Source organism: Polynucleobacter sp. MWH-Adler-W8 (assembly GCF_001889925.1).
Classification (GTDB): Bacteria; Pseudomonadota; Gammaproteobacteria; order Burkholderiales; family Burkholderiaceae; genus Polynucleobacter.
In genome coordinates, this window is record NZ_LZFI01000008.1 from 23,673 (window position 1) to 50,640 (window position 26,968).

24 protein-coding genes, 1 pseudogene and 1 riboswitch are annotated in these 26,968 nt (G+C 46.2%); of the genes and pseudogenes, 9 read left to right on the plus strand and 16 right to left on the minus strand.

Annotation, left to right across the window (positions count from 1 at the left end; genetic code table 11):
- The first annotated feature begins 32 nt into the window (after positions 1–32).
- The 3 genes from argH to AOC28_RS09655 are packed head-to-tail and all read left to right on the plus strand — an operon-like array spanning position 33 to position 3,537.
- Positions 33–1,451 (plus strand): argininosuccinate lyase, encoded by a 1,419-nt coding sequence (gene argH / locus AOC28_RS09645; protein WP_072583770.1) that lies wholly within the window; start codon positions 33–35, stop codon positions 1,449–1,451.
- A 5-nt stretch (positions 1,452–1,456) separates the two neighbouring features.
- Positions 1,457–2,008: a TRAP transporter small permease subunit gene (locus AOC28_RS09650; protein WP_072583771.1), complete on the plus strand. Its 552-nt coding sequence runs from the start codon at positions 1,457–1,459 to the stop codon at positions 2,006–2,008.
- Entirely contained in the window at positions 2,005–3,537 is a 1,533-nt protein-coding gene (locus AOC28_RS09655; protein WP_072583772.1) for a TRAP transporter large permease subunit, read from the plus strand. The genes AOC28_RS09650 and AOC28_RS09655 overlap by 4 nt, the downstream gene beginning before the upstream one ends.
- Positions 3,538–3,831: 294 nt before the next feature.
- On the opposite strand, the gene AOC28_RS09660 is transcribed toward AOC28_RS09655, so the two are convergent.
- From AOC28_RS09660 to AOC28_RS09675, 4 genes are read right to left on the minus strand one after another with little or no spacing between them, the layout of a single operon-like run.
- Positions 3,832–6,099 (minus strand): arginine/lysine/ornithine decarboxylase, encoded by a 2,268-nt coding sequence (locus tag AOC28_RS09660; RefSeq protein ID WP_072583773.1) that lies wholly within the window; start codon positions 6,097–6,099, stop codon positions 3,832–3,834.
- Positions 6,096–7,010: an ion channel gene (locus AOC28_RS09665; RefSeq protein ID WP_072583774.1), complete on the minus strand. Its 915-nt coding sequence runs from the start codon at positions 7,008–7,010 to the stop codon at positions 6,096–6,098. The genes AOC28_RS09660 and AOC28_RS09665 overlap by 4 nt, the downstream gene beginning before the upstream one ends.
- A 12-nt stretch (positions 7,011–7,022) precedes the next feature.
- Entirely contained in the window at positions 7,023–7,589 is a 567-nt protein-coding gene (dcd, locus tag AOC28_RS09670) for a dCTP deaminase (RefSeq protein WP_072583775.1), read from the minus strand.
- A gap of 40 nt (positions 7,590–7,629) precedes the next feature.
- Entirely contained in the window at positions 7,630–8,472 is an 843-nt protein-coding gene (locus tag AOC28_RS09675; RefSeq protein ID WP_072583776.1) for a formate dehydrogenase accessory sulfurtransferase FdhD, read from the minus strand.
- A 161-nt stretch (positions 8,473–8,633) separates the two neighbouring features.
- Between AOC28_RS09675 and metG the strand changes: the two genes are divergently transcribed.
- The 4 genes from metG to panC all read left to right on the plus strand — a co-directional run bounded on the left by metG (position 8,634) and on the right by panC (position 12,312).
- On the plus strand, positions 8,634–10,304 hold the full coding sequence (gene metG, locus AOC28_RS09680; RefSeq protein WP_072583811.1) for a methionine--tRNA ligase: 1,671 nt from the start codon (positions 8,634–8,636) through the stop codon (positions 10,302–10,304).
- Between the two features lie 103 nt (positions 10,305–10,407).
- Positions 10,408–10,596 (plus strand): DUF3460 family protein, encoded by a 189-nt coding sequence (locus AOC28_RS09685; protein ID WP_072583777.1) that lies wholly within the window; start codon positions 10,408–10,410, stop codon positions 10,594–10,596.
- Between the two features lie 28 nt (positions 10,597–10,624).
- A complete protein-coding gene (locus tag AOC28_RS09690) occupies positions 10,625–11,464 on the plus strand; it encodes a ScpA family protein (protein ID WP_237767787.1) in 840 nt (279 codons plus the stop codon).
- The gene (panC, locus tag AOC28_RS09695) at positions 11,461–12,312 is read left to right on the plus strand and encodes a pantoate--beta-alanine ligase (RefSeq protein WP_072583779.1); all 852 of its coding nucleotides are present in this window, start codon (positions 11,461–11,463) and stop codon (positions 12,310–12,312) included. The genes AOC28_RS09690 and panC overlap by 4 nt, the downstream gene beginning before the upstream one ends.
- A gap of 24 nt (positions 12,313–12,336) precedes the next feature.
- Here panC and AOC28_RS09700 read toward each other — a convergent pair whose 3' ends face one another.
- From AOC28_RS09700 to AOC28_RS09755, 12 genes and pseudogenes are all read right to left on the minus strand, one after another.
- Positions 12,337–12,825, minus strand: coding sequence for a cupin domain-containing protein (locus AOC28_RS09700; protein WP_072583780.1), 489 nt, complete (start codon positions 12,823–12,825; stop codon positions 12,337–12,339).
- Positions 12,826–12,831: 6 nt separating this feature from the next.
- Positions 12,832–14,271, minus strand: a complete 1,440-nt coding sequence (locus AOC28_RS09705; RefSeq protein ID WP_072583781.1) for an amino acid permease — start codon at positions 14,269–14,271, stop codon at positions 12,832–12,834.
- Between the two features lie 37 nt (positions 14,272–14,308).
- Positions 14,309–14,980: an amino acid ABC transporter permease gene (locus tag AOC28_RS09710; protein ID WP_072583782.1), complete on the minus strand. Its 672-nt coding sequence runs from the start codon at positions 14,978–14,980 to the stop codon at positions 14,309–14,311.
- Between the two features lie 2 nt (positions 14,981–14,982).
- A complete protein-coding gene (locus AOC28_RS09715; RefSeq protein ID WP_072583783.1) occupies positions 14,983–15,711 on the minus strand; it encodes an amino acid ABC transporter ATP-binding protein in 729 nt (242 codons plus the stop codon).
- Entirely contained in the window at positions 15,708–16,367 is a 660-nt protein-coding gene (locus AOC28_RS09720; RefSeq protein WP_072583784.1) for an amino acid ABC transporter permease, read from the minus strand. The genes AOC28_RS09715 and AOC28_RS09720 overlap by 4 nt, the downstream gene beginning before the upstream one ends.
- 20 nt (positions 16,368–16,387) lie before the next feature.
- Positions 16,388–17,140, minus strand: coding sequence for a transporter substrate-binding domain-containing protein (locus tag AOC28_RS09725; RefSeq protein ID WP_072583785.1), 753 nt, complete (start codon positions 17,138–17,140; stop codon positions 16,388–16,390).
- A 187-nt stretch (positions 17,141–17,327) separates the two neighbouring features.
- The gene (locus AOC28_RS09730; protein ID WP_072583786.1) at positions 17,328–18,260 is read right to left on the minus strand and encodes a methionyl-tRNA formyltransferase; all 933 of its coding nucleotides are present in this window, start codon (positions 18,258–18,260) and stop codon (positions 17,328–17,330) included.
- 1 nt (position 18,261) lies between these two features.
- Entirely contained in the window at positions 18,262–19,509 is a 1,248-nt protein-coding gene (gene frc, locus AOC28_RS09735; protein WP_072583787.1) for a formyl-CoA transferase, read from the minus strand.
- Positions 19,510–19,648: 139 nt separating this feature from the next.
- Positions 19,649–20,077 (minus strand): annotated as a pseudogene (locus AOC28_RS09740) (PAS domain S-box protein).
- Between the two features lie 82 nt (positions 20,078–20,159).
- A complete protein-coding gene (gene frc / locus AOC28_RS09745; RefSeq protein ID WP_072583789.1) occupies positions 20,160–21,410 on the minus strand; it encodes a formyl-CoA transferase in 1,251 nt (416 codons plus the stop codon).
- Between the two features lie 49 nt (positions 21,411–21,459).
- A complete protein-coding gene (gene oxc / locus AOC28_RS09750; RefSeq protein ID WP_072583790.1) occupies positions 21,460–23,169 on the minus strand; it encodes an oxalyl-CoA decarboxylase in 1,710 nt (569 codons plus the stop codon).
- 205 nt (positions 23,170–23,374) lie between these two features.
- Positions 23,375–23,992 carry a Crp/Fnr family transcriptional regulator gene (locus AOC28_RS09755; protein WP_072583791.1) on the minus strand — a complete coding sequence of 206 codons (618 nt, stop codon included), beginning with the start codon at positions 23,990–23,992 and terminating at the stop codon, positions 23,375–23,377.
- Between the two features lie 82 nt (positions 23,993–24,074).
- Positions 24,075–24,291, plus strand: a riboswitch (cobalamin riboswitch).
- Positions 24,292–24,433: 142 nt separating this feature from the next.
- Between AOC28_RS09755 and AOC28_RS09760 the strand changes: the two genes are divergently transcribed.
- Positions 24,434–26,401: a TonB-dependent receptor gene (locus tag AOC28_RS09760; protein ID WP_072583792.1), complete on the plus strand. Its 1,968-nt coding sequence runs from the start codon at positions 24,434–24,436 to the stop codon at positions 26,399–26,401.
- Positions 26,402–26,428: 27 nt separating this feature from the next.
- On the plus strand, positions 26,429–26,716 hold the full coding sequence (locus AOC28_RS09765; protein WP_072583793.1) for a hypothetical protein: 288 nt from the start codon (positions 26,429–26,431) through the stop codon (positions 26,714–26,716).
- Positions 26,717–26,968: the final 252 nt, after the last annotated feature.

A 26,968-nucleotide genomic window follows, 5' to 3' on the forward strand; every position in this document is an offset into this window, starting at 1 on the left:
TAATCAAAGACCTACACCAATATACTGTGTTTATGAGCTCATCAAATAATTCCTTAGCCAACAAAGCCCAAGCTTGGTCGGCCCGTTTTGCAGAACCTGTCGACGAACTCGTTCAGCGTTATACCGCCTCTATTGGCTTTGATCAACGCTTTGCCATGGTCGATATTGCCGGCTCCCTAGCCCATGCTGAAATGCTGGCTACCCAAAAGATCATTAGCAGCCAAGATTTGGCCGATATTCAAAAGGGTATGGCTCAAATTAAGAGTGAAATCGAGTCCGGACAATTTAATTGGCAGTTGGCGCTAGAAGATGTACACCTGAACATCGAAGCACGCTTAACCGCATTAGTAGGCGATGCTGGCAAGCGTTTGCATACCGGTCGTTCACGTAATGACCAAGTAGCAACGGATTTGCGCCTATGGTTGCGTAGCAACGTTGATGACATTGCAGTCACCCTGAAGTCTTTACGTCTTGCACTATTGGATTTAGCTGAAAAGCATGCTGCCACCATCATGCCTGGCCACACGCATTTGCAAGTTGCGCAACCGATTACATTTGGTCACCACTTGATGGCCTATTTTGAAATGTTTAGCCGTGATGCCAGTCGATTAGTAGATTTGCGTGCTCGTTTCAATCGCCTGCCTTTAGGTGCGGCCGCATTAGCCGGAACCACCTATCCGATCGATCGCGAACAAGTAGCTAAGGCCTTAGGATTTGATGGTATCTGCAATAACTCATTAGATGCTGTATCCGATCGCGACTTTGCAATTGAGTTTTGTGCCTTCTCATCGATTTTGATGATGCACGTGTCACGCCTATCTGAAGAGCTAATCTTGTGGCTGAGCCCCCGCTTTGGCTTCATTGATTTACCAGATCGCTTCTGCACTGGTAGCTCGATCATGCCGCAAAAGAAGAACCCAGATGTTCCAGAATTAGCTCGTGGTAAGACTGGCCGTGTATATGGCGATCTGATCTCTTTATTGACTCTCATGAAGGGTCAGCCACTGGCTTACAACAAAGATAATCAAGAAGATAAAGAGCCTTTATTTGATGCAGTAGATACTGTTCAAGATACCTTGCGCATTTTTGCTGACATGGTTCCGCATATTGAAGTGAAAGCAGAAGTGATGAAGAAGGCTGCTGAAGAAGGTTTTGCAACAGCAACCGACTTGGCTGACTACTTAGTTAAAAAAGGTTTGGCTTTCCGCGATGCCCATGAAGCAGTTGCACACGCTGTTAAGGCTTGCGTTGGCAGAAACTGCATGCTGACAGATTTAAGTCTCTCAGAACTTCGATTTGCATGCGGTCTTGATAATCGTCCTGAACTGATTAGCGATGATGTGTTTGCATTACTCACCGTTGATGGCTCAGTGCAATCACGCCAACATGCTGGTGGCACCGCCCCAGAGCAGGTTCTCGCTGCTATTAAACGGGGTCGCGCAGACCTCTAAAGTACATGGGGTTTTGGTCCAAACTCTCTGCAGGGATTGACTACGTAAACCAGCTTCTGGGCAAGGCAGCCAGCATTATGATTTTGCTGTCTTGTGTCGTGTCAGCACTCAATGCCCTGCTGCGCTATGGATTCGACGTCAGCAACAACTGGCCATTAGAGCTTCAATGGTATCTATTTGCTGCAGCCGTTATGCTCGGCACATCTTACACACTCAAACGTAATGAACATGTCAGGGTGGATTTAATTTACTCACAGCTTTCTGATCGCGGGCGCTTGTGGGTTGATCTTTTTGGCTTGGTGTTCTTTTTAATGCCAGCCTGCCTCTTATTTGCTTGGCTCTCCTGGACAACGCTCTTTTACCCATCATGGCTGGTCATGGAGCATTCACTGAACTCTGGCGGCTTAGCGCGCTATCCCATTAAGTTTGTAGTGCCCTTTGGATTTTTGATGCTGAGCCTGCAAGGCGTTTCAGAAATCATTAAACGTATCGGCGCTTTGCAGGGCAAAACAACCCTCCCCGCCGAAGACCTCCATTACGAAAAGCCGATGCAATGATTCCATTAGAGTGGATGCCGCCCTTGATGTTTGGTGGGCTGATCGTCTTTATGTTGATCGGCTTTCCGGTTGCATTCTCTTTAATGGCTGCAGGATTATTTTTCTCAGCCATTGCGATTAGCGAGGGTTTCTTTGGCATCCCATTTTTGCAAGCTATTCCGCAGCGCATCTTTGGTAGCGTGCTCGCCAATGATCTACTGCTAGCCATTCCCTTCTTCACTTTTATGGGCGCCATCTTAGAGCGCTGCGGCCTCGCAGAAGAAATGCTCGACTCGATGGGCCAACTATTTGGGCGCGTACGTGGCGGTCTTGGTTACTCCGTCATCATCGTTGGGTTTATCTTGGGCGCTATCACTGGTACTGTCGCCGCTCAGGTGATCGCTATGGCGATGATTTCCTTGCCGGTGATGATGCGTTACGGCTACAACATGCGCTACGCTACGGGCGTTTTAGCAGCCTCTGGGACCATTACACAGTTAGTGCCCCCATCATTAGTATTGATTGTGTTGGCAGACCAACTTAAAACACAAAGCGGCAGTGCGGATGTGGGCAGCATGTATCTCGGTGCATGGGGTCCATCGCTTTTGCAGATCGCCCTCTTTGCCCTATATACCTTCTCCCTGAGTCGTGTTCGCCCCGACTATCTACCGCCCGTACCTGAAAGCGATCTCACGCTCAAAGGCTGGGCACTTTGGAAAAAATGTCTCATGGGGATCATCCCATCAGCGGTCCTGATCTTCCTGGTTCTGGGTACCATCATGACTGGCATTGCCACGCCCACAGAATCTGGTGCCATGGGTGCAATGGGTGCACTTCTTCTCGCTTGGCTGCGCCGCGCAAGCATTCCGAATCTCAAAGGACTGATTCAAGAGGCCTATCAAAACACGATGCGTATTACTGCCATGGTGGTTTTTATTCTGATTGGATCTACTTGCTTTTCTGTTGTGTTTCAAGGAGTAGATGGTGGCTTCTGGGTAGAAGAGCTTTTCTCTAATCTTCCTGGTGGTTGGATTGGATTCTTAATCGTTGTGAATTTGTTTGTTTTCTTTTTGGCCTTTTTCTTAGACTTCTTCGAAATCGCCTTCATTGTTGTGCCAATGTTGGCACCAGTAGCAGTGAAATTACTCTCACCGGTATTACTCGATTCCATGAATGGCAATCCTCAAGCAGCAGCCAGTGCAGCACTAGTGTGGTTTGGGGTCATGCTTTGTGTGAATATGCAGACTTCTTTTATGCATCCCCCTTTTGGCTTTGCCCTCTTCTACCTGAGAGGCGTAGCGCCCAAAGAGGTGAAGAGTAGTGATATCTACTGGGGCGCACTCCCCTGGGTAGGTCTGCAGCTAGTGATGGTCGTGCTGGTGATGGCCTTCCCCGCGCTGGTAACAACACTCTTAGATAAGCCTGCTGCTGTGATCGAGAGCAAAGACTTTAATTTCACAGGGGGCGAAGAGGGTAAGCCAGAAGCACCATCAACGAAGACGGATGAGGATACTCCTGTAACATTTCAGTTAGATAAACCGATTAAATAAAAACTAATCGCGTCAATATTTCTTTTTCTTGCCATTTAAATATTGGGCAATGGATAAGCTAAGATGCCTAGCATTTGCTGGCCACCTCAATAGATTTAAGGTCTCCGTCATACCCTTATCAGCATGCGTAGAGTTTAGAGGATGGCCTAATAAAAATTTTGGTACGCGTTTCTTGCCCATTAAAATCTCACTCTTTCAAAATAATTATTAAGCAAGATACAGTACCGTTTTTAGATCGGCAAATAAAAAAATGCCCTGAAATTTTCAGGGCATTAGCTCAACTAAGAGGTGAGATTAAAGGGTGATGTCCCGCCCTTGCCTGACACAATCGACGTAATACTCACTCTTACCATCGATACTGGCTTTAACGAGCCCATGAATATCCGTCTCAAATCCAGGGAATTTCTCATTAAAGTCTCTAGCGAAGTAGAGGTAGTCAATGATGCGTTTGTTAAAACGCTCGCCTGGAATCAACAATGGAATGCCTGGAGGATAGGGAGTAACTAACATGGCTGTTACGCGCCCCTCTAATTGATCCAGCGGCACACGATCTACTTCTTTATGTGCCATCTTCGCCCATGCCTCTGAAGGCATCATGGCCGGCACCATATCGGATGTGTACATCTCAGTAGTCATGCGCGCTACATTGCGGCTCTTATAGAACTCATGAATTTGCTGACAAATATCTTTTAAGCCAACGCGCTCATATCGTGGATGTTTAGCGACAAACTCAGGCAATACTTTCCAGAGTGGCGCATTCTTATCAAAGTGATCCTTGAATTGCTGCAACTCTGTTACGAGCGTGTTCCAACGACCTTTGGTAATACCGATCGTGAACATGATGAAGAATGAGTAGAGACCGCACTTCTCCACGATCACGCCATGCTCAGCAAGATACTTGGTCACGATGCTCGCTGGAATGCCCATAGAGCCAAAGTTGCCCTCAATATCCAATCCAGGCGTAACAACCGTCGCCTTAATGGGATCGAGCATATTGAAGTCTTTGGCCAATTTGCCAAAATCATGCCAAGCTGCTGATGGCTCCAAGACCCAATCTGAGCGCTCGCCAATACCCTCTTCCGCCAAATGATCTGGGCCCCAGACCTTGAACCACCAGTCTGCGCCAAACTTATCATCTACCTCACGCATAGCGCGGCGGAAGTCCATTGCTTCAGCAATAGACTCCTCAACGAGCGTCGTGCCGCCAGGAGACTCCATCATGGCCGCAGAAACATCGCATGAAGCAATGATTGCGTACTGAGGACTAGTAGAGGTGTGCATCAAATAGGCTTCATTAAAGCAATCACGATCAAGCTTGGTATCTTCTGCATCTTGAACCAACACCTGTGATGCCTGGGATAAACCAGCCAGCAACTTATGGGTAGACTGCGTTGCAAACATCAAACTCTTCTTAGTGCGCTTACGATCTGAACCAATCGCATGCATGTCTTTATAGAAAGGATGGAATGCGGCATGTGGCAACCAAGCTTCATCAAAATGCAATGAATCTACTTTGCCATCAAGCATCTCTTTAATCATTTCAACGTTGTAAACGATGCCATCGTAAGTGCTTTGCGTCAGCGTCATTACACGAGGTACAACATTCTTATCTTTGATAAACGGATTGGCATCAATTTTCTTCTTGATGTTTTTCCATTCGAACTCTTCCTTCGGAATGGGTCCAATAATGCCCAAGTGATTACGCGTAGGCATCAAGAAGATGGGAATCGCGCCCATCATGGTGATGGAATGAATGACTGACTTATGACAGTTACGGTCAACCAAGACCACGTCGCCAGGTGCAACCGTAGAGTGCCAAACAATCTTGTTGGAAGTCGATGTGCCATTGGTTACAAAGAATAAATGGTCTGCATTAAAGATGCGCGCTGCATTGCGTTCACTCTGCAGCACTGGACCTGTATGGTCTAGGAGCTGGCCCAACTCCTCCACTGCGTTACAAACGTCAGCGCGCAACATGTTTTCACCAAAGAATTGATGGAACATTCTTCCTACTGGGCTTTTTAAGAAAGCAACGCCACCGGAGTGACCTGGGCAATGCCAAGAATATGAACCTTCAGAAGCGTAGTTAGTTAAAGCGCGGAAGAATGGCGGCGCTAATGAATCTAAATACACTTTGGCTTCACGAATAATGTGACGTGCCACGAATTCTGGGGTGTCTTCATTCATATGAATGAAGCCATGCAACTCGCGCAAGATGTCATTAGGCATATGACGTGAGGTACGTGTCTCACCATATAAGAAGATAGGGATATCTTCATTACGTTTACGTACTTCGGTAATAAAAGCACGCAAGTTATTTAAGGCTGGAAGATCATTATCTTCTGAGTCAGAGTCAAACTCCTCATCATCAATCGAGACGATGAATGACGATGCACGAGAAGCTTGCTGAGCAAACGAAGTCAGGTCACCATAGCTCGTTAAGCCAATAACCTCCATGCCTTCATTCTCAATCGCCTCGGCGAGGTCACGAATTCCCGAACCCGAAATATTTTCGGAGCGGAAGTCTTCATCAATAATGATGATTGGAAAACGAAATTTCATAAAAACTCCCCTGCTAATTTATCCGAGACATTCGGAACCCACTTCTCAAAGTTGGCTAAATCTATTATCCGGCCGCCATCTGGCGAAACCGTGACTATATCGACAAAAGTCGCATTTTGCTGCACATCTCTTGGTAAGTAAACATGGCGAGCATAGACTTGATTGGCCAGGCTCTCGTGATACCCCGTAAAGGTAATTAAAAGATGCCAATGACCATTCAATTCTGCTTTACCCAAGAAATCTTTTAGTGGACTTGCCTCATCCACGCTATGCATCGCCGTCCAGGTCAAGGAAAAGACTGGGCTCTCGGAGCGATGCAGCTGCAATTCAACAGATCGACGATAGCGCTCACCCTCGCTTGTCATGCTTTCTGCAATGAGCCATAAGCGTAACTGCGCCTCCACAATATGGGAGCTGCGATCATTGGCTACTCGGAACTTCAATGTTTTGATGCCGTCATGGTTGCCCACTACAGCTACTTTAGAAAAACGTATGCCTGCGGTAGGCCTAGTAAAGCGCGCAAAGGCCAGACCCGTAGTTAATGCGGAGTAAACAATTCCAAAGAACGCCTCAAACGTCACAATCGCATTTGGCCAACTACCAACCGGAGTCATTCGGCCATATCCAATGGTTGCCATCGTTTGCACACTAAAGAAAAAGACATCCAACAAAGAGCCTGGTCGGGCATTGGTAATGGCCCCGTCTCCACATGCGATATAAGCAAAAGCAAATATAAGATTTGTACCGAGATATACAAAAACGACTAGCAACATAAAGCTAGTCCAGGTGGTACCTAGCAGCCAATGGTAGAAATTATTCTCTGGACGCGCCATTTCTGAGCGCGAGAGTGTGGCGCGATATTCTTCTAGATTAATCCGTGATGGACGGCGATTAAATAGAAATTTACGCACTGCCGTAATGGCTTAGGTCTTAGGCAGGGTTACGCCCCGCTGACCTTGATACTTACCACCGCGATCTTTATATGATGTTCCACACACTTCATCACTCTCAAAGAAGAGTACTTGCGCACAACCTTCACCCGCATAAATCTTTGCAGGCAATGGTGTAGTATTTGAAAACTCTAAAGTGACATAACCTTCCCACTCAGGCTCAAATGGCGTGACGTTCACAATAATGCCGCAGCGAGCATAAGTACTCTTACCAACGCAGACGGTTAATACGCTACGTGGAATCTTAAAGTACTCAACCGTTCTTGCCAATGCAAAAGAGTTTGGTGGAATGATGCAAACATCACCCTTGAAATCGACGAATGATTGCTCATCGAAATTCTTCGGATCAACGATGGTGGTATTGATATTCGTAAAGATTTTGAATTCGTCTGCGCAACGAATGTCATAGCCATAGCTTGAAGTGCCATAACTTACGATTTTGTTGCCGGCGGCATCTTGGCGAACTTGCCCAGGTTCGAATGGGCTGATCATGCCTTGCTCGCCCATGCGGCGGATCCAGTGGTCTGATTTAATAGTCATGACCGAATTGTAAAACCTTCACCCTTACCTGCTGACGAATTTATTGGGGTTTTTGGCTAAAAACGACCCTCTCCGGGGCGTTATAGATCTCAAAGTGTTTGCCGGAGCAACGGGAGAGGATGGTGAGGTTAGTCTTGCGCGCCAGCTCCAGACCCATCAAGGTCACGCCAGAGCGGGTCAGAAGGAAAGGGATGCCCATCTGAGCCCCCTTGATCACCATCTCTGAGGTCAGGCGCCCAGTAGTAAAGAAAATCAAATCCTTGCCCGGTTTATTCACTAGCCACATCAAGCCAGAAATCGAGTCGACCGCATTATGGCGACCAACATCTTCAATAAAGTGCAGCAGTCGCACCCCATCCTGCCCGTCCCGCTCATAGACTGCGCAGGCATGAACCGAACCAGACTTCTTATAAATGGTGTCATGGATTCGAATGGAGTCAATCAAGGCAACTATTGCCTCTTGAGAGAGTAGCGGTCCCTCGGGAAGCTGAATCGCATCCATCTCCTCGATTAAGCCACCAAACATGGTTCCCTGACCGCAACCAGTCGTTACTACCCGCTTGCTGGTTAGGGCATCAATATCCACCGTACTCCGGCGGGTTTTAACAGCAGCCGAATCGGTCTCCCAGTCAACCTGAATGCTTTCGATGTCATCAGGAGACTCCACGAGGCGCTGGTTACGTAAATAGCCCAAGACCAGGGGTTCTGGAGCACTTCCCAAGGTCATCAGCGTCACCACTTCACGCTTATCCAAATAAATGGTTAAAGGGCGCTCCCCCGGAATATGGGTAGTTTTAAGGCGACCCAGCTCATCCATAACCTCGACCTCATGCACCAAAGGCACTGAGGCACAAGACATCTGAATGGTTGGTTTTGCTGCCATAAAATACTCTCTAAGGTCGGGCTGAACTCAATTTTATCGGGGTTTAGGAACACTCCGAGGAGCCTTACTTTAACCGCAGACTAAAATCACTGCATTAGCCAGCATAATTGAGCGCTGCACCCTATTTAACCTTCTTACATTCTTATTTAAGTCCGCACTACATGAGCAGTTCTCAACGCCGCCTTCTTGTCACCTCCGCCTTACCGTATGCCAATGGTCAGATCCATATCGGCCATTTGGTGGAATACGTTCAGACTGATATTTGGGTTCGCTTTCAGAGAATGCGTGGTCATGAGGTTCACTATGTTGGTGCTGATGACACGCATGGCACCCCTATCATGTTGCGCGCTGAAAAAGAAGGCATCACCCCTAAAGAACTCATTGCTAATGTTTGGAAAGAACATAAGCGGGACTTTGATAACTTCCTCATCTCATTTGATAACTACTACACCACAGATAGCCCTGAGAATGAGAAGTTAGCGCAAAGTATTTATCTCAAGCTGCGTGATGCTGGCTTGATTGAAAAGCGTGCGATTGAGCAAGCTTACGATCCTGTTAAAGAAATGTTCTTACCGGATCGCTTCATCAAGGGCGAGTGCCCTAAGTGCCGCGCTAAAGATCAGTATGGTGACAACTGTGAAAAGTGTGGCGCAACGTATTCACCTACAGACCTGAAGAATCCTTTTTCAGTAGTCAGCGGTGCAACCCCTATCAAAAAGATTTCTGATCACTATTTCTTTAAGTTATCTGATCCACGTTGCGAAGAGTTTTTACGTGACTGGACTCAAGTCAAAACTCCATTGCAGCCTGAAGCTCGCAATAAGATGAAAGAATGGGTTGGCCAGCCCGGCGAAAGCAAACTGGGCGATTGGGACATCTCCCGCGATGCCCCATATTTCGGGTTCGAGATCCCTGATGCACCAGGTAAATACTTCTATGTGTGGCTTGATGCCCCGATCGGCTACTATGCCAGCTTCCTCAATTACTGCCAAGCTAAAGGCCTTAATTTTGATGAGTGGGTTAAGCCAGATACCACTACCGAGCAATACCACTTCATCGGCAAAGATATTCTGTATTTCCACACTTTATTCTGGCCTGCTACTTTGAAGTTTGCCGGCTATCGCACACCAACCAACGTATTTGCTCATGGCTTCTTAACCGTAGATGGCGAGAAGATGAGTAAGTCACGCGGCACTTTAATTTCTGCAAACAGCGTGATTGAGTGCGGCTTTAATCCTGAGTGGTTCCGCTATTACTTTGCGACTAAGCTTAATGACAGCATGGAAGATTTAGATTTAAATCTTCAAGACTTTGTTGCGCGCGTGAATAGTGACCTACTCGGTAAGTACATCAATATTGCTAGTCGTAGCGCAGGCTTCTTAGTGAAGCGATTTGGTGGCGTGGTTTCTGATGAAGCGATGAGTAATCCACTGCTCAAAGAGATTGCTGCTGCTAGCGAAAAAATTGCTGAACTCTATGAGGGACGCGAATATGCAAAAGCATTGCGTACCGTGATGGAGTTAGCTGACAAAGTTAACGGCTTTGTAGATGAGAACAAGCCATGGGAAATCGCTAAAGATCCAGAACGTGAAGCAGATTTACAGCGAGTTTGCAGCATTACCCTGGAAGCATTCCGGATGATGAGTCTGTACCTCAAGCCAGTAATTCCTCAAGTTGCAGTTGGCGTTGAAGAATTCTTCTCCTTGCCACCCCTTTCATGGTCAGACATTAATACCCCGCTCTCCAGCAAGAACCCTATTAAGCCCTATAAACACCTCATGACCCGGGTGGAAGCCCCTCAAATTGAGGCTTTGCTGGCTGCAAACTTGTAAAAATAGCCCTAAAAAGCACCTATAATGGCGGTTGTAGTCCCTAGATAACTTTTCGAATTGATTTCATAAGTTATTGAATTTATTGAGTATTTTAGGAAATGCCATGGCAAGATATCAATCTGAAATCACCCAGTTCTTAACTGAACTCAAAACCGAGCATCCACAGCTCGAAGCTGAACAACAGGCTGGTCGCGCCCTCCTGTGGGACAAAGAGCCATTGAGCGTTGAAGATCAGCGCCGTGCCAAAGCTGCAAAACTCAAGCAACGCGCCTACGTGTACTCGAATGACTAATCAAGGCAATGAGCCTAGCGCTCAGCCAATGTCGGATTTACTCGATAGCACTCCATCGGTTACCGATGGCATGTCGGCCGCTTTCGCCAAACTATATGGCGAACCGCTTTTTAAGCTCCCTACTGATCTTTACATTCCACCAGATGCACTAGAAGTTTTTCTAGAGGCATTCGAAGGTCCATTAGATCTATTGCTGTATTTGATTCGCAAACAGAACTTCAACGTTCTCGATATTCCAATGGCACAGGTTACTCAACAGTACCTGAGCTATGTCGATCAAATCCGTCATCACAATCTTGAACTGGCTGCTGAGTATCTACTCATGGCTGCCATGTTGATTGAAATTAAATCCCGCATGCTCCTGCCAATGAAGAAGGCAGATAGCGAAGAAGAAGTAGAAGATCCACGCGCAGAATTAGTACGTCGTCTCTTAGAGTACGAGCGTATGAAGCTTGCTGCACAAGAGCTTGATCAGATTCCACAGCAAGGGCGTGATTTCCAGGTAGCACACGGCTATGTGGATACCACCGTCGCAATTGCGTGGCCAGATGTCAATGTAGAAGACTTGCAAATGGCTTGGCGTGATGTTTTACACCGCGCCAAACTCACTCAGCATCACACGATTACCCGTGAAGAATTATCGGTACGTGACTTTATGACCCGCATCTTGCGCCGCTTGCAGAGCACTAAGTTTGTTGAGTTCAGCGAGTTATTTGAAGATGCCATCAATTCCGGCAAAGGCATACCGGTTGTTATCGTGAACTTCATTGCGATGCTTGAGCTCTCACGCGAAGCTTTAGTAGAAATTACCCAAGCTGAGCCCTATGCGCCGATTTATGTGCGCCTTGCCTACACACCCGTTGCATGAAAATCATTAGCGACATACAAGAATTACGTGACCATTTAAGAGGTCAAAACCGCGCTTCATTTGTACCAACAATGGGTAACCTTCATGAAGGTCACCTCTCATTGATGCGTCTTGCAAGACAGCATGGCGATCCAGTTGTGGCCAGTATCTTTGTGAACCGCCTGCAGTTTGGTCCTAACGAAGACTTTGATAGCTACCCACGCACCATGCAGGCGGATATTGATAAGCTGGAAAAAGAAGGTGTTTACATTCTGTTTGCACCTACCGAGCGCGACCTTTATCCGCAGCCACAAGAATATCGAGTGGATCCACCGCAGCAATTGGGTGACATCCTCGAAGGTGAATTCCGCCCGGGATTCTTTAAAGGGGTTTGCACCGTTGTTCTCAAACTCTTCTCATGCGTGCAACCCAAGGTTGCCGTGTTTGGCAAAAAAGATTACCAACAACTGATGATTATTCGCCAGATGGCCAAGCAGTTTGCTTTGCCAGTCGACATCATTCCCGGTGAAACCATCCGCGCAGAAGATGGGCTTGCCCTCTCATCACGCAATGGTTATCTCTCTGTTGAGGAACGTGCTGAAGCACCAGAGTTAATGAAGGCGCTCAAAGAAGTTCGGGAACGCGTCATCCAACTGAAGGATCGCAATAGCCAATCGATCTCTGAGATTGAAAAAGCAGCAGTTGCCAGCTTGGTTAAACGTGGCTGGCAACCGGATTACATCGCCATTCGTCAACAAAGTGATTTAGCCCCTGCAAGCAATGAGCAATTACAAGCTGGTGAGCCGCTCGTCATTCTGACGGCAGCTAAGCTCGGTAAAACAAGACTGATTGACAACCTCGAGATTTAAGTCTGGGGTCAGTCAAAATATTGATCAAGCCCTCGTAAGAGTCTCAATAGCCTTGATGTTATCTGCAGAGTGGCCAAGCTCTCTTAACAAGATCTCCCGCTGACCAATTTCAAAATCTACAAACTCGAAACCGGGCGCTACAGCACAGCTCACTAAGCAAAACGAGTTTTGATGCATGGGTTTGGCAGCAAACCAAGTATTGGCTGAAATAGTGGCTTGCAAGCATTTCGAATCCAGTCCCAATTGAATGGTTTGCAGCTCTTTATTCTTATCAAAGAAATAGATACTGACATCGCAACCACTATGAAAGTACCAAGTCTCATCTGATTTAATCCGATGCCATGATGAGAAGTCGCCGCCTGATAGCAGATAATAAATACTGGTGTAGGCACTCTTTAGTCCTGCGCCTTCAGCACTAACCATAGTTGGCGAACGATACATTTCACGATAAAAGCCACCCTCAGGATGCGGGAGAAGACTGAGATCTTCTACTAGAGAATTCACTGTTTGCATATATTCCTATCGAGCCCTATATATTTTTGCAGCAACATTTTGCTCGATGACTTTTTTCTTAAAGGCTGCAATCAATGCTTTCTGATTCACACTTCTACGAGTTTTAAACCAGTAGAAAAATCCAAGCACCACAAACCATAATGGCAAGAAGTACAGCGCAATGCGTGTGTTCTCATTTAGGCCTAGAGCGTAGATCACGATAGCAAAAAATACAAATGCTACATAAATCATCGTTTTACCCAGAGGAGTCTTAAACTTCGACTCATCATGAGCCTGGGGTAGACGCTTGCGATAAGCAAGGTAGGCCAACAAAATCATCGACCATATGTAAATAAAGAGGATGGCCGTTACGCTACCAACCAATTCAAATGCACTCATCATGGACTGTGTAGTTGTCAGTATGAGGGATGCCGATAGCACAAGACCTGTTCCAAAAAAGATGCCACCAGTTGGAATTTTATGAGAAGACAACTTTCCAAAGATGGATGGTGCATGATGATTCTTTGCTAGGCCATACACCATGCGTGATGTAGCGTATATGCCGCTATTGCTCGAAGACGTTGCCGAACTAATCACCACGCCGTTAATCAAGGATGCAGCACTCACCATACCCACCAGCGAAAACATTCCGACAAAAGGACTTTCGTTAGGAGAGATATCCACCCAAGGAGTCACCATCATTAAAACCATGACCGTGCCAATATAGAAAATCATGATGCGGAAAGGTATTTTATGAATTGCATCGGGCAGCATCCGCTCTGGATCCTTTGTTTCTGCCATCATGGTGCCAATGATTTCCATGCCAGCAAATGCGAAGATGGCAGTCTGAAGACCCCCCAGCAAGCCCGAGACCCCATTAGGAAACAGTCCTCCGTAGGACCATAGGTTACTAATGTGGGCGGTAACCCCACTCGGAGAAACAAAGCCGGTAATACATAAGTAAATCCCGAGAGCAATCAGACTAATGATGGCGACCACTTTGATAATGGCCAACCAAAACTCTAGCTCCCCAAATGCTTTAACACTGAGAATATTTAGAGTGAGTAATAAAAGCACAATGGAAAGAGCAGATATCCAAGGGGGTAAGTTGGGCCACCAGAAAGCAATATAGCCAGTAATCGCAATAATCTCAGCAATCGCAGCTACAATCCAGGCAAACCAATACGTCCAGCCCATAAAAAATCCTGCTGACGGCCCCAGTAAGTCTTCTGAAAAATCAACAAAGGATTTGTAATTGAGGTTCGATAGGAGCAACTCCCCCATAGCCCGCATCACAAAATATAAGATGCAACCAATGACGGCATAGATCAAAATGATGCTGGGGCCAGCAATCGATATGGTCTTGCCAGAGCCCATGAATAAGCCGGTGCCAATACAGCCGCCGATAGCGATCATTTCGATTTGTCGCTGACCTAAACCGCGCTCTAATTTATGATTACTTTCCATACAAATCCAATTTCTGGTGAAACAAATTTAGCTGAATTTAGCTAATCGGTATTAGCACCCGCCGCTCAATCCTTCTAGCAACTAAGACAATCACGGAAACCAAGAGTAAATACACTAAAGCGGTGAGTAAGTAGGCTTTGAAGAACTGAAAATTAGTGGAAGCCAGCTCTTGCATACGGGCAAAGAACTCGGTGTACTGAATCAAAAACGTAATCGAGCTGTCTTTAAGGTTGCCTATTACCTGGTTGGTTAGTGCTGGCACTGAAGTACGCAACACTTGCGGCAGAGTAATTAAACGAAATACCTGTGACGGCTCAAAGCCTTGTGCTCTAGCAGCTTCCAACTGGGTCTTATCTAGGCCATTAAATGCCGTTGTTAGATATGCAGCATTGTAAGCAGCCACATTTAAGGTAAATCCGATCACTGCCACTGTAAATGGATTGAGTCGGACCCCCCATTGAGGGAGTCCGTAATACATTAAGAACAAAAGCACGATTAAGGGCATGCCAATAAAAAAGGAAATATAGCCATTGACGGCATTGCGTATGAAGGGGTTCTTACTGAGCGTCAGATAGAAAACAACAACACCCAATAAAAATCCTGTAATGCTAATTACAACTGCCAATTGGAGAGTATTAGAAAGTCCAGCCAATATGAGCGGCATCTGCTCAAGAAGATCACGCTCAAAACCGCTCCAAGATCCCGCCATGACTACTCTCTCTTACCAAAAAAAGCTTGCAGCTCTGGATCAGAATGATTGTTGGCAAGAACATCAATGCACTCGTCTGCACGAATGACGCCCTTATCCAAAAATAGCACCCGATCTGAAATGGTGCTTGCTAAACCCAAGTCATGAGTTACACAAATCATGGTGATTCCATTGTGGTGCAGGCGATTTATGAGATCTCCCACATCACGAGACATGATGGGATCCAGTGCTGAGGTTGGCTCATCAAGCAGCAACACGGCTGGGTCCATTACTAAAGCTCGTGCAATAGCAACGCGCTGCTTCTGTCCGCCAGATAATTGAGATGGGTACTTGCTTTGATGGGATGTCATCTCAAATCGAGACAACTCATGTAAAGCCTTTTCATTGGCCTCTTTAAGCCCCATACCCTCTAATTTACGTAATGCTAATGTGACGTTTTCTAAGACAGTGAGATGGCTATATAAAGCAAATTGCTGAAATACAAAACCAATTTGCTTGCGCAATTGCCGAACATCTACATTGGGGCCCAGGATCTCGTTGCCCTTAAAACGAATTGATCCGGAGGTAGGCTCTACTAAGCGATTCAAGCATCTTAAGAGAGTAGATTTACCACTCCCCGAAGAACCCATCAGGACTTTCACTTCGCCCTGCTGTAAATCCAGATTAATCCCGGAGAGTACTAACTGACCCTCAAATTCCTTAGTGAGGTCTCGGATGGTGATGACGGTCATACTGCTGCTTCTTTCATACCTGGAATCTCATAATGTTTTTGAATCAACTGAACGCCGAATAACAAGATCCGATAAATAACAAAATAGAGGACTCCAACCATCAAATAAACATCAATTCCCTTTAGGGTATTAGCTGTCAATGTCATGGCCTCCTTAGTAATCTCTGGAATGCCAACGGTGTAGGCAAAAGGTGAGTATTTCAGAACGGAGGTAAATTCATTCACCATGCCGGGAATGGAAAAGCGGAGCATCTGCGGAATTTCAATATAACGAAGCACCTGGATGCGACTCATACCCATTGCCTGTGCGGCAACTATCTCGGCTGGATCGACAGAATTAAATGCTCCACGAAAGACCTCTGTGAGATAAGCGCCAGCTACTAAACCTAGGCTAAGGGCCATGGCCATTAAAGGCGGAGGTTTAATACCAATTCCGGGAAGGCCAAAGTACACCATAAACAGGAGAACAAGTACCGGCACTCCCCTAAAGACGTAGGTGTAGATATCAATAAGAAATGAAACACTTCTGATGGAGAGTCGATGAAGACTAGAAAGCAGTAGACTGACAACAAGGCCGGTCATACTGCAAACCAGTGTCACGATAACGGTGTAGATAACACCCTTACAGAGCTCCAGCAGAATATCTAAAAGACTCATGACGAACTTTTGCTAGAGGATTACTTCATCCACTTATCTAAGATCGCTTGAATTTTTTCTGGTCCTAGCTCTGTTAAATACTTATCAAAGTCATCACGCAACTTGGATCCTTTGGCAAAGGCAAATCCCAATTTATCGTAACCCTTAAATACATAAGCACTTTCCAATGGTAGCTTCAGCTTGTTTTCATAGTTCAAGAGCACAGGCTCTTCAATGAATGCCAAATCAATATTGCCATTCTGTAGATCTGTCACCACCTCAGCATATGAGGGATAAAGCTTTACCTTGCTTAAAGAGTAGTAGCCTTTTGGCTCCAGCTCATTTCTGATCAAGTCATCGTAAGCCATGCCACGTGGGTAGCCAATGGAATATTTCTTGAGCTGATTTAAATCTGTAATCTTGATATTTTTACTTTTAAGACTTACCAAATGCCAAGAGTTATCGTAATAAGGCTGAGAAAAATCCATCGCCTCTTTGCGCTTATCTGTGATCGAGATGCCAGAGAAGGCAACATCAGCTTGACCGCTTGACACTGCACCAAGCATTCCCTGCCAATCATAAGGAGTGACTTTTAAGGTGCAGCCACGAGATTTGCAATAGCCCTGAAAAATATCCATATCTACGCCAACAATCTGCCCATTCTGATCAAATAGCATCGGTGGTGATGCAGGCGATACAGCAACCTTAATTTCACTTGAATTAGTGCCTTTAGAACAGGCAACCATTCCTAGACTTAGGGCACAAATCAGTAATAGCAAAAATCGGCGTTTCATAGACAAAATCCTTGTAGTAAAAATCAAATGGCGCCTTCTAAGCTAAACAAGCTAATTCAAGTCAATTAGCCTTAAAAGCATTCCATCAAAAGATAGCAGCGGAAGAGCAATTTGTAAACGATGATCTTGCGGCAGGAACTGCAGAGCATCGCAGTTGATTGACTCATCGGGCTGTTTGCCAACCAATCTAAAGAGTAAAGAACTGTCCTACCTCTAGATTCAACTCTTTAGCCAATTCAGCACCAGTCACTTTACCCGCAGCCCCTTTAGCCTTCAGGACCTCAATCTGTCCACCATGGCAGGTGATGAAGAAAGAATCTAGCGTGATTTGAGTCACTTCACCTGGCTTACCTTTAACGGCACCAAACGTTGCTGCCACATGTTTGTGGCAATCATAGATCTGTACTTTTTGTTCGCCAAACTTAGTCCATGCACCAGGCGCAGGATTGCATGCACGAATCAGGTTATAGATTTGAGTGATATGAGTCGCCCAATGAATCTGTGCGGCATTCGCATCAAACCAACCTTCGTAGTTCGCTTGCGATTCATCTTGAACAACTTCTTGATGCTTACCTACAACTACAAGATCAGCAGTCTCTAGGAGGGCTTGTACACCGATCGGGAATAAATGATCAAAGTAGATCTTGCCTAATGTGTCATTAGGCCCAATGGCTACTTCTTTTTGCAAAATCACTTCGCCTTCATCTAAGCCATCGGATGGACGGAAGATGGTTAAACCAGTCTTCTCTTCACCCAATGCAATTGCCCAATTGATGGCGCTCGGACCACGGTATTTAGGCAGCAAGGATGGGTGGTACTGAATCGTGCCGTGCTTCGGAATCTTACAAAGCTCTTGCGGCACAAACTGAAGCACATAAGCCATTACACAGATGTCTGCGTTGGCATCAATCATGGCTTGAGCAGCTTCTGGACCCTTCAAGGAAGAAAACTGCAAGGGGGTTAAGCCCCTTGCTAACGCCGCTTCTTTTAAGACTTCGGGTTTGCTTGATTTAGGATTGCCGGGTGGGCAGAAAACGGCAACCACTTCATCGCCGCGATCTAAAAAGGCTTCTAGCGCCGCCTTACCAAAATCCGCACTCCCAATTAAAGCAACCCGCATCTTAGATCACCTTCTCGTGACGTAATGCGATCAATTCATCAGTTGAGTAACCTAACTCACTAAGAATCTCATCAGTATGCTCACCAAGCAAAGGTGAACGAGTCACATCGGTTGGGCTATCAGACATCTTGATTGGGTTACCAACAGTGAGGTACTTGCCACGAATTGGATGATCAACCTCAACAACTGTCCCAGTCGCGCGCAATGCAGGCTCTTCAGCAATTTCTTTCATAGAAAGAATTGGACCGCATGGAATGTCATATTTATTCAATACGTCCATGACTTCAAACTTCGTCATGGTCATGGTCCACTTTTCGATCTCACCGAAGATTTCCATAAGGTGTGGCAAGCGTGCCATTGGCGATGCGAAACGCACATCGGTAATCCAATCTTCACGGCCGATTACTTTGCAAATTGCTTCCCAAACTGGCGCTTGTACGATCACATACATGTAAGCATTTGGATCAGTTTCCCAGCCCTTACACTTCACAATCCAACCAGGCTGACCACCGCCAGAAGCATTACCAGCACGGGGTACAGCGTCACCGAACTCACCGTTCGGGAATTGTGGGTACTCTTGCATCAGACCAACGCGCTCTAAACGCTGTTGATCGCGCAACTTCACGCGGCACAGGTTCAAGACTGCATCTTGCATTGCTGCCAATACTTTCTGACCACGGCCAGAGTGCGTACGTTGGTATAGAGCTGTAACAATACCAAGTGCTAAATGCAAACCGGTTCCGCTGTCACCAATTTGTGCACCAGTCACCATTGGAGGGCCGTCATCAAAACCAGTAGTAGATGCAGAACCACCAGCGCACTGCGCTACGTTCTCATACACCTTGCAATCTTCATATGGACCAGGACCAAAGCCTTTGACAGAAGCCATGATCATCATTGGATTGAGTTCTTGAATGCGCTCCCAAGAAAATCCCATGCGATCAAGTGCGCCGGGTGCAAAGTTCTCAACCAATACGTCGCACTCTTTAATGAGGCGCTCTAGAATTTCTTTACCCTTTTGGGTTTTGGTATTCACGGTAATGGAACGCTTGTTATGGTTCAACATCGTGAAATACAAACTATCCGCATCGGGGATGTCGCGCAATTGGCCACGCGTTGCATCGCCTTCACCGGATTTTTCTACTTTGATAACATCTGCACCAAACCAAGCCAGCAACTGAGTGCAGGTCGGACCTGATTGAACGTGCGTAAAGTCGAGAATTTTGACCCCTTCTAGTGCTTTTGCCATGATTTAAGTCCCAATAAGAATGAAATTTTGAATTAAGACGATTTTACCAGTGGGATATAGGGGAAATTGAGGCGTGCCCGCTTTTTGGGCATATATTCCGTCTAAACCTGCATTTACTCTTGTTAGGGTCTATATGCGACTAAGCCTGGGGATTTTCAAGCTCAGAAAGTCGCTTTTTAAGGGCCCTTTCTTCGGCAAAACGCTCGCTTTCATCCCGAATAATGGCAGCCACCCCGCTAGCCTTCCCCGAGGCGTCAAACAGCATGCCTACAGTGAATGCAATCGATATAGTGCTTCCATCCTTGTGCTTGGCTGGCACTTTCAATAAGGATGCGCCATAACGGGTCGTGCCCGTCTCCATTGAATGGTTGTATCCCTCATTGTGTTTCTGGCGCTGACGCTCAGGAACAATGAGATCTAAAGTATTTCCAAGGGCTTCTTGCTCTGAGTATCCAAAGATACGTGTGGCCGCAGGATTCCACAGCACGATCTTTTCATCAGCATCGGCAACCACAATCGCATCGCCTACGCACTCTACTAACTAGTGTAAATCAATATTGGTGTTCATGTGATCAGTCTATAGAGTTTTTAAGAAATAAAAAAGGCGCTCACTAGGAGCGCCTTCAAATTAATGCCAATGTTACTTGTTATTAAACTGCTTTAGCTGTGTGCAACTTAGCGATGTCATCAGCGCTATAGCCAAGGTCAGCCAATACTTCGTCAGTGTGCTCGCCCAATACTGGTGATGGACCAACTTCGATTTCCAAATCAGAGAACTTGATTGGGCTACCGATAGTCAAATACTTACCACGTACTTTGTGGTCCACTTCAACAATAGAACCGCTCTTACGCAAGTCAGGTGAGTTAGCCAATTCTTTCATGGAGAGAACTGGGGCACATGGAATATCAAACTTGCGGAGAATGTCTACAGCTTCGTATTTAGTCTTATCTTTGAGCCAGTCTTCAATAGTTGCGAAGATGTCAAAAATCTTGTCTTGACGCGCTTCAGCAGTCATGTACGCTGGATCAGTTGCCCACTCTGGCTTACCAATCGCACGAGTAATTGGCTCCCAAGCGTGACCTTGAATAGTGAAGTAGATGTATGCGTTTGGATCTGTTTCCCAACCCTTACACTTCAACACCCAACCTGGCTGACCGCCACCACCAGCGTTACCGCCACGTGGAACTACGTCAGTAAATGAACCGTGTGGGTACTGTGGGTACTCTTCCAAGTAACCAATTTTGTCCAAACGTTGTTGGTCGCGCAACTTCACGCGGCACAAGTTCAATACAGCGTCTTGCATTGAGCAAGAAACTTTTTGACCTTTGCCAGTTTTTTGACGTTGCATCAAAGCTGTCAAGATACCGATTGCCAAGTGCATACCAGTATTTGAGTCACCCAAAGCAGCAGCAGAAACTGTAGGAGGACCATCCCAGAAGCCAGTTGTAGAAGCAGCACCGCCAGCGCACTGAGCAACGTTCTCATACACTTTTAAGTCTTCGTATGAGTGGCCATCACTAAAGCCTTTAACAGAAGCCATGATCATTTTTGGGTTCAATTCTTGGATATGCTTCCAAGAGAATCCCATACGATCCAAAGCGCCTGGGCCAAAGTTCTCAACCATGACGTCAGAAGTTTTGATCATCTTCTCTAAAACTTCTTTACCTTCTTGAGTCTTAGTATCCAAAGTCAATGAACGCTTGTTACCGTTCAACATTGTGAAGTACAAAGCATCTGCACCTGGAATGTCGCGCAATTGGCTACGAGTTACGTCGCCAGAACCTGGACGCTCAACCTTGATTACGTCAGCGCCGTACCAAGCCAACAACTGAGTACATGCAGGGCCTGCCTGTACGTGTGTGAAGTCAATAATGCGAATACCTTCTAATGGTTTAGTCATGTTTGTTTCTCCTTAAGTCTTTCTTGTTTACTTCTAAATTAGTCTGGAATTACTTCTTAGCAGCTGCTGTGGATGGGTTTAAGTTCGTTAAACGTCCACTCTCAGTACCTGCAGTTTCATCAATAACAGCATTGATGAGGGCTGGTTTACCGGCAGCAATCGCTTCTGTTAACGCTGCTTCTAATTCTGCTGGGGTAGTTACGTAGTAACCAACACCACCAAATGCTTCAATCATTTTGTCGTAACGAGCATCTTTAACGAACACAGTTGGTGCAACATCAGCGCCGCCTGTTGGGTTAACGTCAGTACCGCGGTATACGCCGTTGTTGTTGAATACAACAGTCGTGATTGGCAAGTTGTAACGGCAAACTGTTTCCAATTCCATACCGCTAAAGCCAAATGCGCTATCGCCTTCAACTGCAACTGTTGGCAAGCCGCTAGTAACGGCCGCGCCAATTGCATAACCCATACCGATACCCATAATGCCCCAAGTACCAGAGTCAAAACGCTTACGTGGCTTGTACATATCAACGATTGCACGGCAATAGTCGAGTGTATTTGCACCTTCGTTTACCAAGTTCACATCTGGGTTCTTCTTGATCACATCACGAATCACACGTAATGCGCCATGGAAGTTCATTGGATTTGCTTCTTTAGCCAATGTCTCTGCCATCTTGGCTAAGTTCTTATCCTTCTTCTCAGTGATCGCAGCAATCCACTCAGCACTTGGCTTAGGAACAGCAGAGATGCCCTTCAAGAGTTCACCAACGCATGAACCGATATCACCAATCAATGGAGCAGCAATTTGAACGTTGCTATCCACTTCGTTTGCTTGAATATCAATTTGGATAAATTTCTTAGGCTCTTTGCCCCAAGTTTTACCTTTACCGTGTGCCAGCAACCAGTTCAAACGTGCACCAACCAATAACACTGCATCAGCTTCAGCCAATACAAATGAACGCGCTGCAGAAGCAGATTGTGGGTGATTGTCTGGCAACAAACCTTTAGCCATCGACATCGGCAAGTAAGGGATACCTGATTTTTCAACTAGGTCACGAATCTCTTTATCGGCTTGAGCATAAGCAGCGCCCTTGCCCAAGAGAATCAAGGGGCGCTTTGCGCCTTTGAGCACGTCCAATGCACGAGCAACTGCATCAGCCGCTGGGATTTGACGTGGAACTGGATCGATTACTTTGAAAATGGATTTCTTAGCTTCATCAGCAGGCATGGTTTGAGCAAGCAGCTGAGCTGGCAAATCTAAATACACGCCGCCTGGACGACCAGAAACGGCAGCGCGGATTGCGCGAGCAAAACCGATACCGATATCTTCAATATGATTAATACGATATGCAGCTTTGCAGTATGGCTTAGCAGCATTCAGCTGATCCATCTCTTCGTAGTCACCCTGTTGCAAGTCAACGATTTCACGTTCGCTTGAACCAGAGATCAAAATCATTGGGAAGCAGTTCACAGTGGCGTTAGCTAAAGCTGTCAAACCGTTCAAGAAACCAGGAGCAGAAACAGTCATACAGATACCTGGCTTTTGCGTCATGTAACCAGCAATAGCGGCAGCATTACCTGCGTGTTGTTCGTGGCGGAAGCCGATAAAACGCAAACCTTCTGCTTGCGCTAAACGGCATAAGTCAGTAATTGGAATACCAACGAGGCCGAAAATAGTATCGAGATCGTTTGCTTTCAGGGCGTCAATGACGAGGTGAAAGCCATCGGTTAATTGTGTGTTTTGATTATCAGTTGTCATAGAAATTGATATAGAAATTGCGGGTTTGCTCTTGTAGAGCCAATGCAATTTAGCTTTCGCTAACGTCTCCAATGTAGTTATAAATCGCATAACGGGTTTTGTGTCCCGCTTAGGCTGAGATGAATATTAGGCTTGGGGGAGAAGTTCATCATTGACTTCGGTCAATTTCCCCCCTAAATCCTGTAATTACGGGCGGTTTTGCCCCTTAAACAAAGAGCTCTTTATGCTTCGTTTTAAGGCGACTTAGGGTCTCAGGAGAGAGATTGAGATAGGCTGCCAGCTCCTTCTTTGGTAGAAGCTCGAACAAATCCTCATATTTACGCAAGAAACGCTCTACCCGGCCTGGGGCATCGAGCATATGCAAGGTAATGGTGTGGGCCATGATTTCACTCATCAGGCGCATTACCTCGAACTCAAAGCTCTCTTTGAGAGGTTTGTGCTCCTCAAGAAATTCAGCCCACTTCTTCATGGGCATCCGGGCCACACGCGCCTTAGTGACACACGCAATACTGTAGGGGGCAGCGGTTTTTAAGCGCCATGCGGCATAGCTCGTTTCAATATCTTTTTCGATGGCAAAACGCAAAATCATCTCTTTGGCATCAGCGCTTGAAACAATCCGCTTCAGAATGCCATCCAAAACGAAGTACTGCTCCATCTGGTGATCACCTTGATGCAGCAAAATTTCTGATTTTTTGAGGTCCGCAATTTCTAAATGGCGCTCTAAATCAGCCATTGCTGAGGGATCCAAGCTTTTTAAGACCGAGTTTTGACTCAACTGTAAGCGAATCAGGTTTTTTTCGGGATGCTTATCTAATACGGTCATGAATCCTTGCTCCAAGACCCTCTATTGTAGGCTTCTTTACCTCTCAAAGCCTTGGATCCCCTCTTGGCGCACTTCAAATCTGCTAGAATGATGAGGTAGTGGTGCTTTATTGCAGTGCAATAAAGTTAAACGGGAAACACTAAACGTGTGCTGCCCCCGCAACGGTAGGTAAATGCGCCCTTTTTGGTTTATTTGGGGCGTCAGGAATCTGACAAAGCCACTGTGCGCGTCAATCGCATGGGAAGGCCAGATTCTGATATTTACTAGCCCGGATACCGGCCAAGACAGGTGGAATTTTGCGGACGGGGATCTTCGCGCGCCAATAAAGCGCCGAGTTTCACGATACTGCGCCCAATTGACGCCTGAACTCCTGCACGGGAAATTCTGTTCGACCCAGCTAACGGGGAAGTTAGCTAGGCAATCGATAACAGAAAGTGAATCATGAAGCAGCAGTTCAACAACAAAAAAGCCGCACTTCTATTGGGCACCCTCATCAGCATCAATGCCTTCGCACAAAACAACTCACCACTAGTTTTAGCAAGCACATCTAGTCCACTTAACCCCATCATCGTCACCGCAACGCGCACGCCAACCAAAGCGAGCGATGTATTGGCCGATAACGTTTACATTGGTCCTGAAGAAATTGAGCAAGCCGGACAGACGAGCTTAGTTGAATTGCTGCAACGACAAAAGGGTGTGACCATTTCTAGTTACGGAACAGGCGGATCCAATGCCAGCGTTTTCTTAAGAGGCACTACCAATAATCAGACTCTGGTATTAATCGATGGTGTGCGTATTGATGATGCAATAAATGGCGGCACCAACTGGTCAGTTATCCCACTGACCATCATTGATCATATTGAAATCGTATTTGGCCCTCAGAGCAGTCTTTATGGTTCTGATGCCATCGGTGGCGTAGTGCAAATCTTTACCAAAAAAAGCGATGGCCCTGCTAAGGTGGGCGCCTCTTTTGGATACGGCAGTTACGGCACGAGCATCAGTGAAGCCAGCATTAATGGCTCTACGCAAGGCGATCAAAAAATTCGTTACTCGCTTGCCGCAAGCCAAACCCTCTCTATGGGCTTTAATACCATCGCACCGAACAATAAGGATGGGCTTAGCGCATCAGGCAGAACGGGCTACGTTCAAGACAGTATTACTGGCAGACTATCCCAGGAGTGGAGTAAGGGACAAGAGTTTGGATTACAGTTTTTAAATAGTCGTCTAAATAACCAACTACCTGGGTTTGACCCACAAGAGTTTTTATATCAACAAACTCAAAATCAAGTTTCTCAATTGGGAACCTATTCCCTCTACTCTAAAAATCAAGTGATGGAAAACTGGCGCAGCCTCCTGCAAGCATCCGCACAAACAGGAACCGCACTAAACCATGCTCCTGGCACGCCAGATAACCCAGCATACGACAGCACCCTGAATCAAAGACAAAATACCTACACCTGGCAAAATGATTTCGCTATTGGCACTGATGTTTTGCAAGTATTAGCGGAAAGAAAAACCCAAAAAGTTTCCAGCAATCAACTGGACTACAACAACGGTGACTTCAACAACTTGACAGCGCCCTATCCTTTTTTAGGCTTTAGTCAAACTCGTAATACCAATTCAGGTGCTATTGCTTATCAACTAAAAAGAGAGGCGCACTTAGCTAACTTCTCGCTCCGCAATGACAGCATTACAGGTTATGGACCACAAACTACCGGTGCCGCGGCTTATGGTTATTTCTTCACCAAAGAATGGCGTGCGAACATCAACTACGGAACTGGATTTAGAGCACCAACCTTTAATGACCTCTACTACCCAGGATACGGAAATACAGCCATCCTTCCTGAGAAAAGTAAAAACACTGAAGCAGGACTGCATTATGAAAAACCAGGTCTTGATGGGCATGTTGTGGTCTTTAGTAATTCCATCTCAAATTTAATTCAAGTTAGCAATTCAGATACTTGCCCAGTGGGAACAGGTATTTTTGGCTGTGCATCCAACGTGGCCAGCGCCAAAATTACTGGCAGCACTTTGAGTGGCGCCGTACAAATGTCTTCACTCAGCTTAAAAGGCTCCTTCACACAACAAAACCCGGTAAACGAGAGCACTAATAGCACTTTGATAAAACAGGCTAAGCAATACGGCAATGTGGCGGGCGAGTATCTTTATCTCAAATTAACTACCGGAATTGGGGCTACTTTTTCCGGAAGAAGGGACGATTTTCAGGGTGCAAACACTGGCATGGGCGGCTACACCATCTTCAATCTCTATGCTAATTACGATTTAGAGAAAGACCTGAGCGTCTTTGCCCGCTGGAATAATGCTTTAAATAAGACCTACCAACTTAGTTATGGCTACAACACCCCGGGCTCAAACGTATTTGTAGGGCTGCGTTACGCTATGAAATAAGCTCTTTTTTCAGACTACAATGCCAGTATGAGCGAGACCTCCCCTCTTTCCACTGGCGACCTAGCCTTAGGTATGGATGCGCTATGCGCATCCATCAATCGAGTGGCTGGAAAAATTCAGGTTATTGCTGAAGCCGTTCAAAACTTAAACCAAAATCGAGCGCAACTCGAAAACAAGATTGAAGATGCGCAAAAGCGTATTCAACATATCCTAAGTCGCCTGCCAGAACAAAGCGACGGTCGCCAACTCAATCTACTAGGCGAAGCTATCCCACCAAATAACCCCGAGGATGACAATGAGCCAACAACGCATTGAGGTAAGTCTTGCCGGTCAGAAAATTACTCTGGCAACCAGTGCCGAGCATGAGCCATTACTCCGTGCAGCGTGTGTCTTGGTAGACGAACAAATTCAACTGGCTATTAATGGTGGTAACCGCAGCATTGAAAGAGCGAGCATGATGGCCGCACTCAAAATTGCTGGCGATCTTATTACCTTACAAAAAAATCCATCGCACCAAAGCAGCTCTTCCAATGTCAGCACAGATGAAGTCACTCGCCTTCAAGGTGA

Excerpts from the sequence above, each read along its gene's own strand:
- argH (WP_072583770.1), top strand. The coding sequence starts at position 33 with ATGAGCTCATCAAATAATTCCTTAGCCAACAAAGCCCAAGCTTGGTCG.
- AOC28_RS09650 (WP_072583771.1), top strand. The coding sequence starts at position 1,457 with ATGGGGTTTTGGTCCAAACTCTCTGCAGGGATTGACTACGTAAACCAG.
- AOC28_RS09655 (WP_072583772.1), top strand. The coding sequence starts at position 2,005 with ATGATTCCATTAGAGTGGATGCCGCCCTTGATGTTTGGTGGGCTGATC.
- AOC28_RS09660 (WP_072583773.1), bottom strand. The coding sequence starts at position 6,099 with ATGAAATTTCGTTTTCCAATCATCATTATTGATGAAGACTTCCGCTCC.
- dcd (WP_072583775.1), bottom strand. The coding sequence starts at position 7,589 with ATGACTATTAAATCAGACCACTGGATCCGCCGCATGGGCGAGCAAGGC.
- AOC28_RS09675 (WP_072583776.1), bottom strand. The coding sequence starts at position 8,472 with ATGGCAGCAAAACCAACCATTCAGATGTCTTGTGCCTCAGTGCCTTTG.
- metG (WP_072583811.1), top strand. The coding sequence starts at position 8,634 with ATGAGCAGTTCTCAACGCCGCCTTCTTGTCACCTCCGCCTTACCGTAT.
- AOC28_RS09685 (WP_072583777.1), top strand. The coding sequence starts at position 10,408 with ATGGCAAGATATCAATCTGAAATCACCCAGTTCTTAACTGAACTCAAA.
- AOC28_RS09690 (WP_237767787.1), top strand. The coding sequence starts at position 10,625 with ATGTCGGATTTACTCGATAGCACTCCATCGGTTACCGATGGCATGTCG.
- panC (WP_072583779.1), top strand. The coding sequence starts at position 11,461 with ATGAAAATCATTAGCGACATACAAGAATTACGTGACCATTTAAGAGGT.
- AOC28_RS09700 (WP_072583780.1), bottom strand. The coding sequence starts at position 12,825 with ATGCAAACAGTGAATTCTCTAGTAGAAGATCTCAGTCTTCTCCCGCAT.
- AOC28_RS09705 (WP_072583781.1), bottom strand. The coding sequence starts at position 14,271 with ATGGAAAGTAATCATAAATTAGAGCGCGGTTTAGGTCAGCGACAAATC.
- AOC28_RS09710 (WP_072583782.1), bottom strand. The coding sequence starts at position 14,980 with ATGGCGGGATCTTGGAGCGGTTTTGAGCGTGATCTTCTTGAGCAGATG.
- AOC28_RS09715 (WP_072583783.1), bottom strand. The coding sequence starts at position 15,711 with ATGACCGTCATCACCATCCGAGACCTCACTAAGGAATTTGAGGGTCAG.
- AOC28_RS09720 (WP_072583784.1), bottom strand. The coding sequence starts at position 16,367 with ATGAGTCTTTTAGATATTCTGCTGGAGCTCTGTAAGGGTGTTATCTAC.
- AOC28_RS09725 (WP_072583785.1), bottom strand. The coding sequence starts at position 17,140 with ATGAAACGCCGATTTTTGCTATTACTGATTTGTGCCCTAAGTCTAGGA.
- AOC28_RS09730 (WP_072583786.1), bottom strand. The coding sequence starts at position 18,260 with ATGCGGGTTGCTTTAATTGGGAGTGCGGATTTTGGTAAGGCGGCGCTA.
- frc (WP_072583787.1), bottom strand. The coding sequence starts at position 19,509 with ATGGCAAAAGCACTAGAAGGGGTCAAAATTCTCGACTTTACGCACGTT.
- frc (WP_072583789.1), bottom strand. The coding sequence starts at position 21,410 with ATGACTAAACCATTAGAAGGTATTCGCATTATTGACTTCACACACGTA.
- oxc (WP_072583790.1), bottom strand. The coding sequence starts at position 23,169 with ATGACAACTGATAATCAAAACACACAATTAACCGATGGCTTTCACCTC.
- AOC28_RS09755 (WP_072583791.1), bottom strand. The coding sequence starts at position 23,992 with ATGACCGTATTAGATAAGCATCCCGAAAAAAACCTGATTCGCTTACAG.
- AOC28_RS09760 (WP_072583792.1), top strand. The coding sequence starts at position 24,434 with ATGAAGCAGCAGTTCAACAACAAAAAAGCCGCACTTCTATTGGGCACC.
- AOC28_RS09765 (WP_072583793.1), top strand. The coding sequence starts at position 26,429 with ATGAGCGAGACCTCCCCTCTTTCCACTGGCGACCTAGCCTTAGGTATG.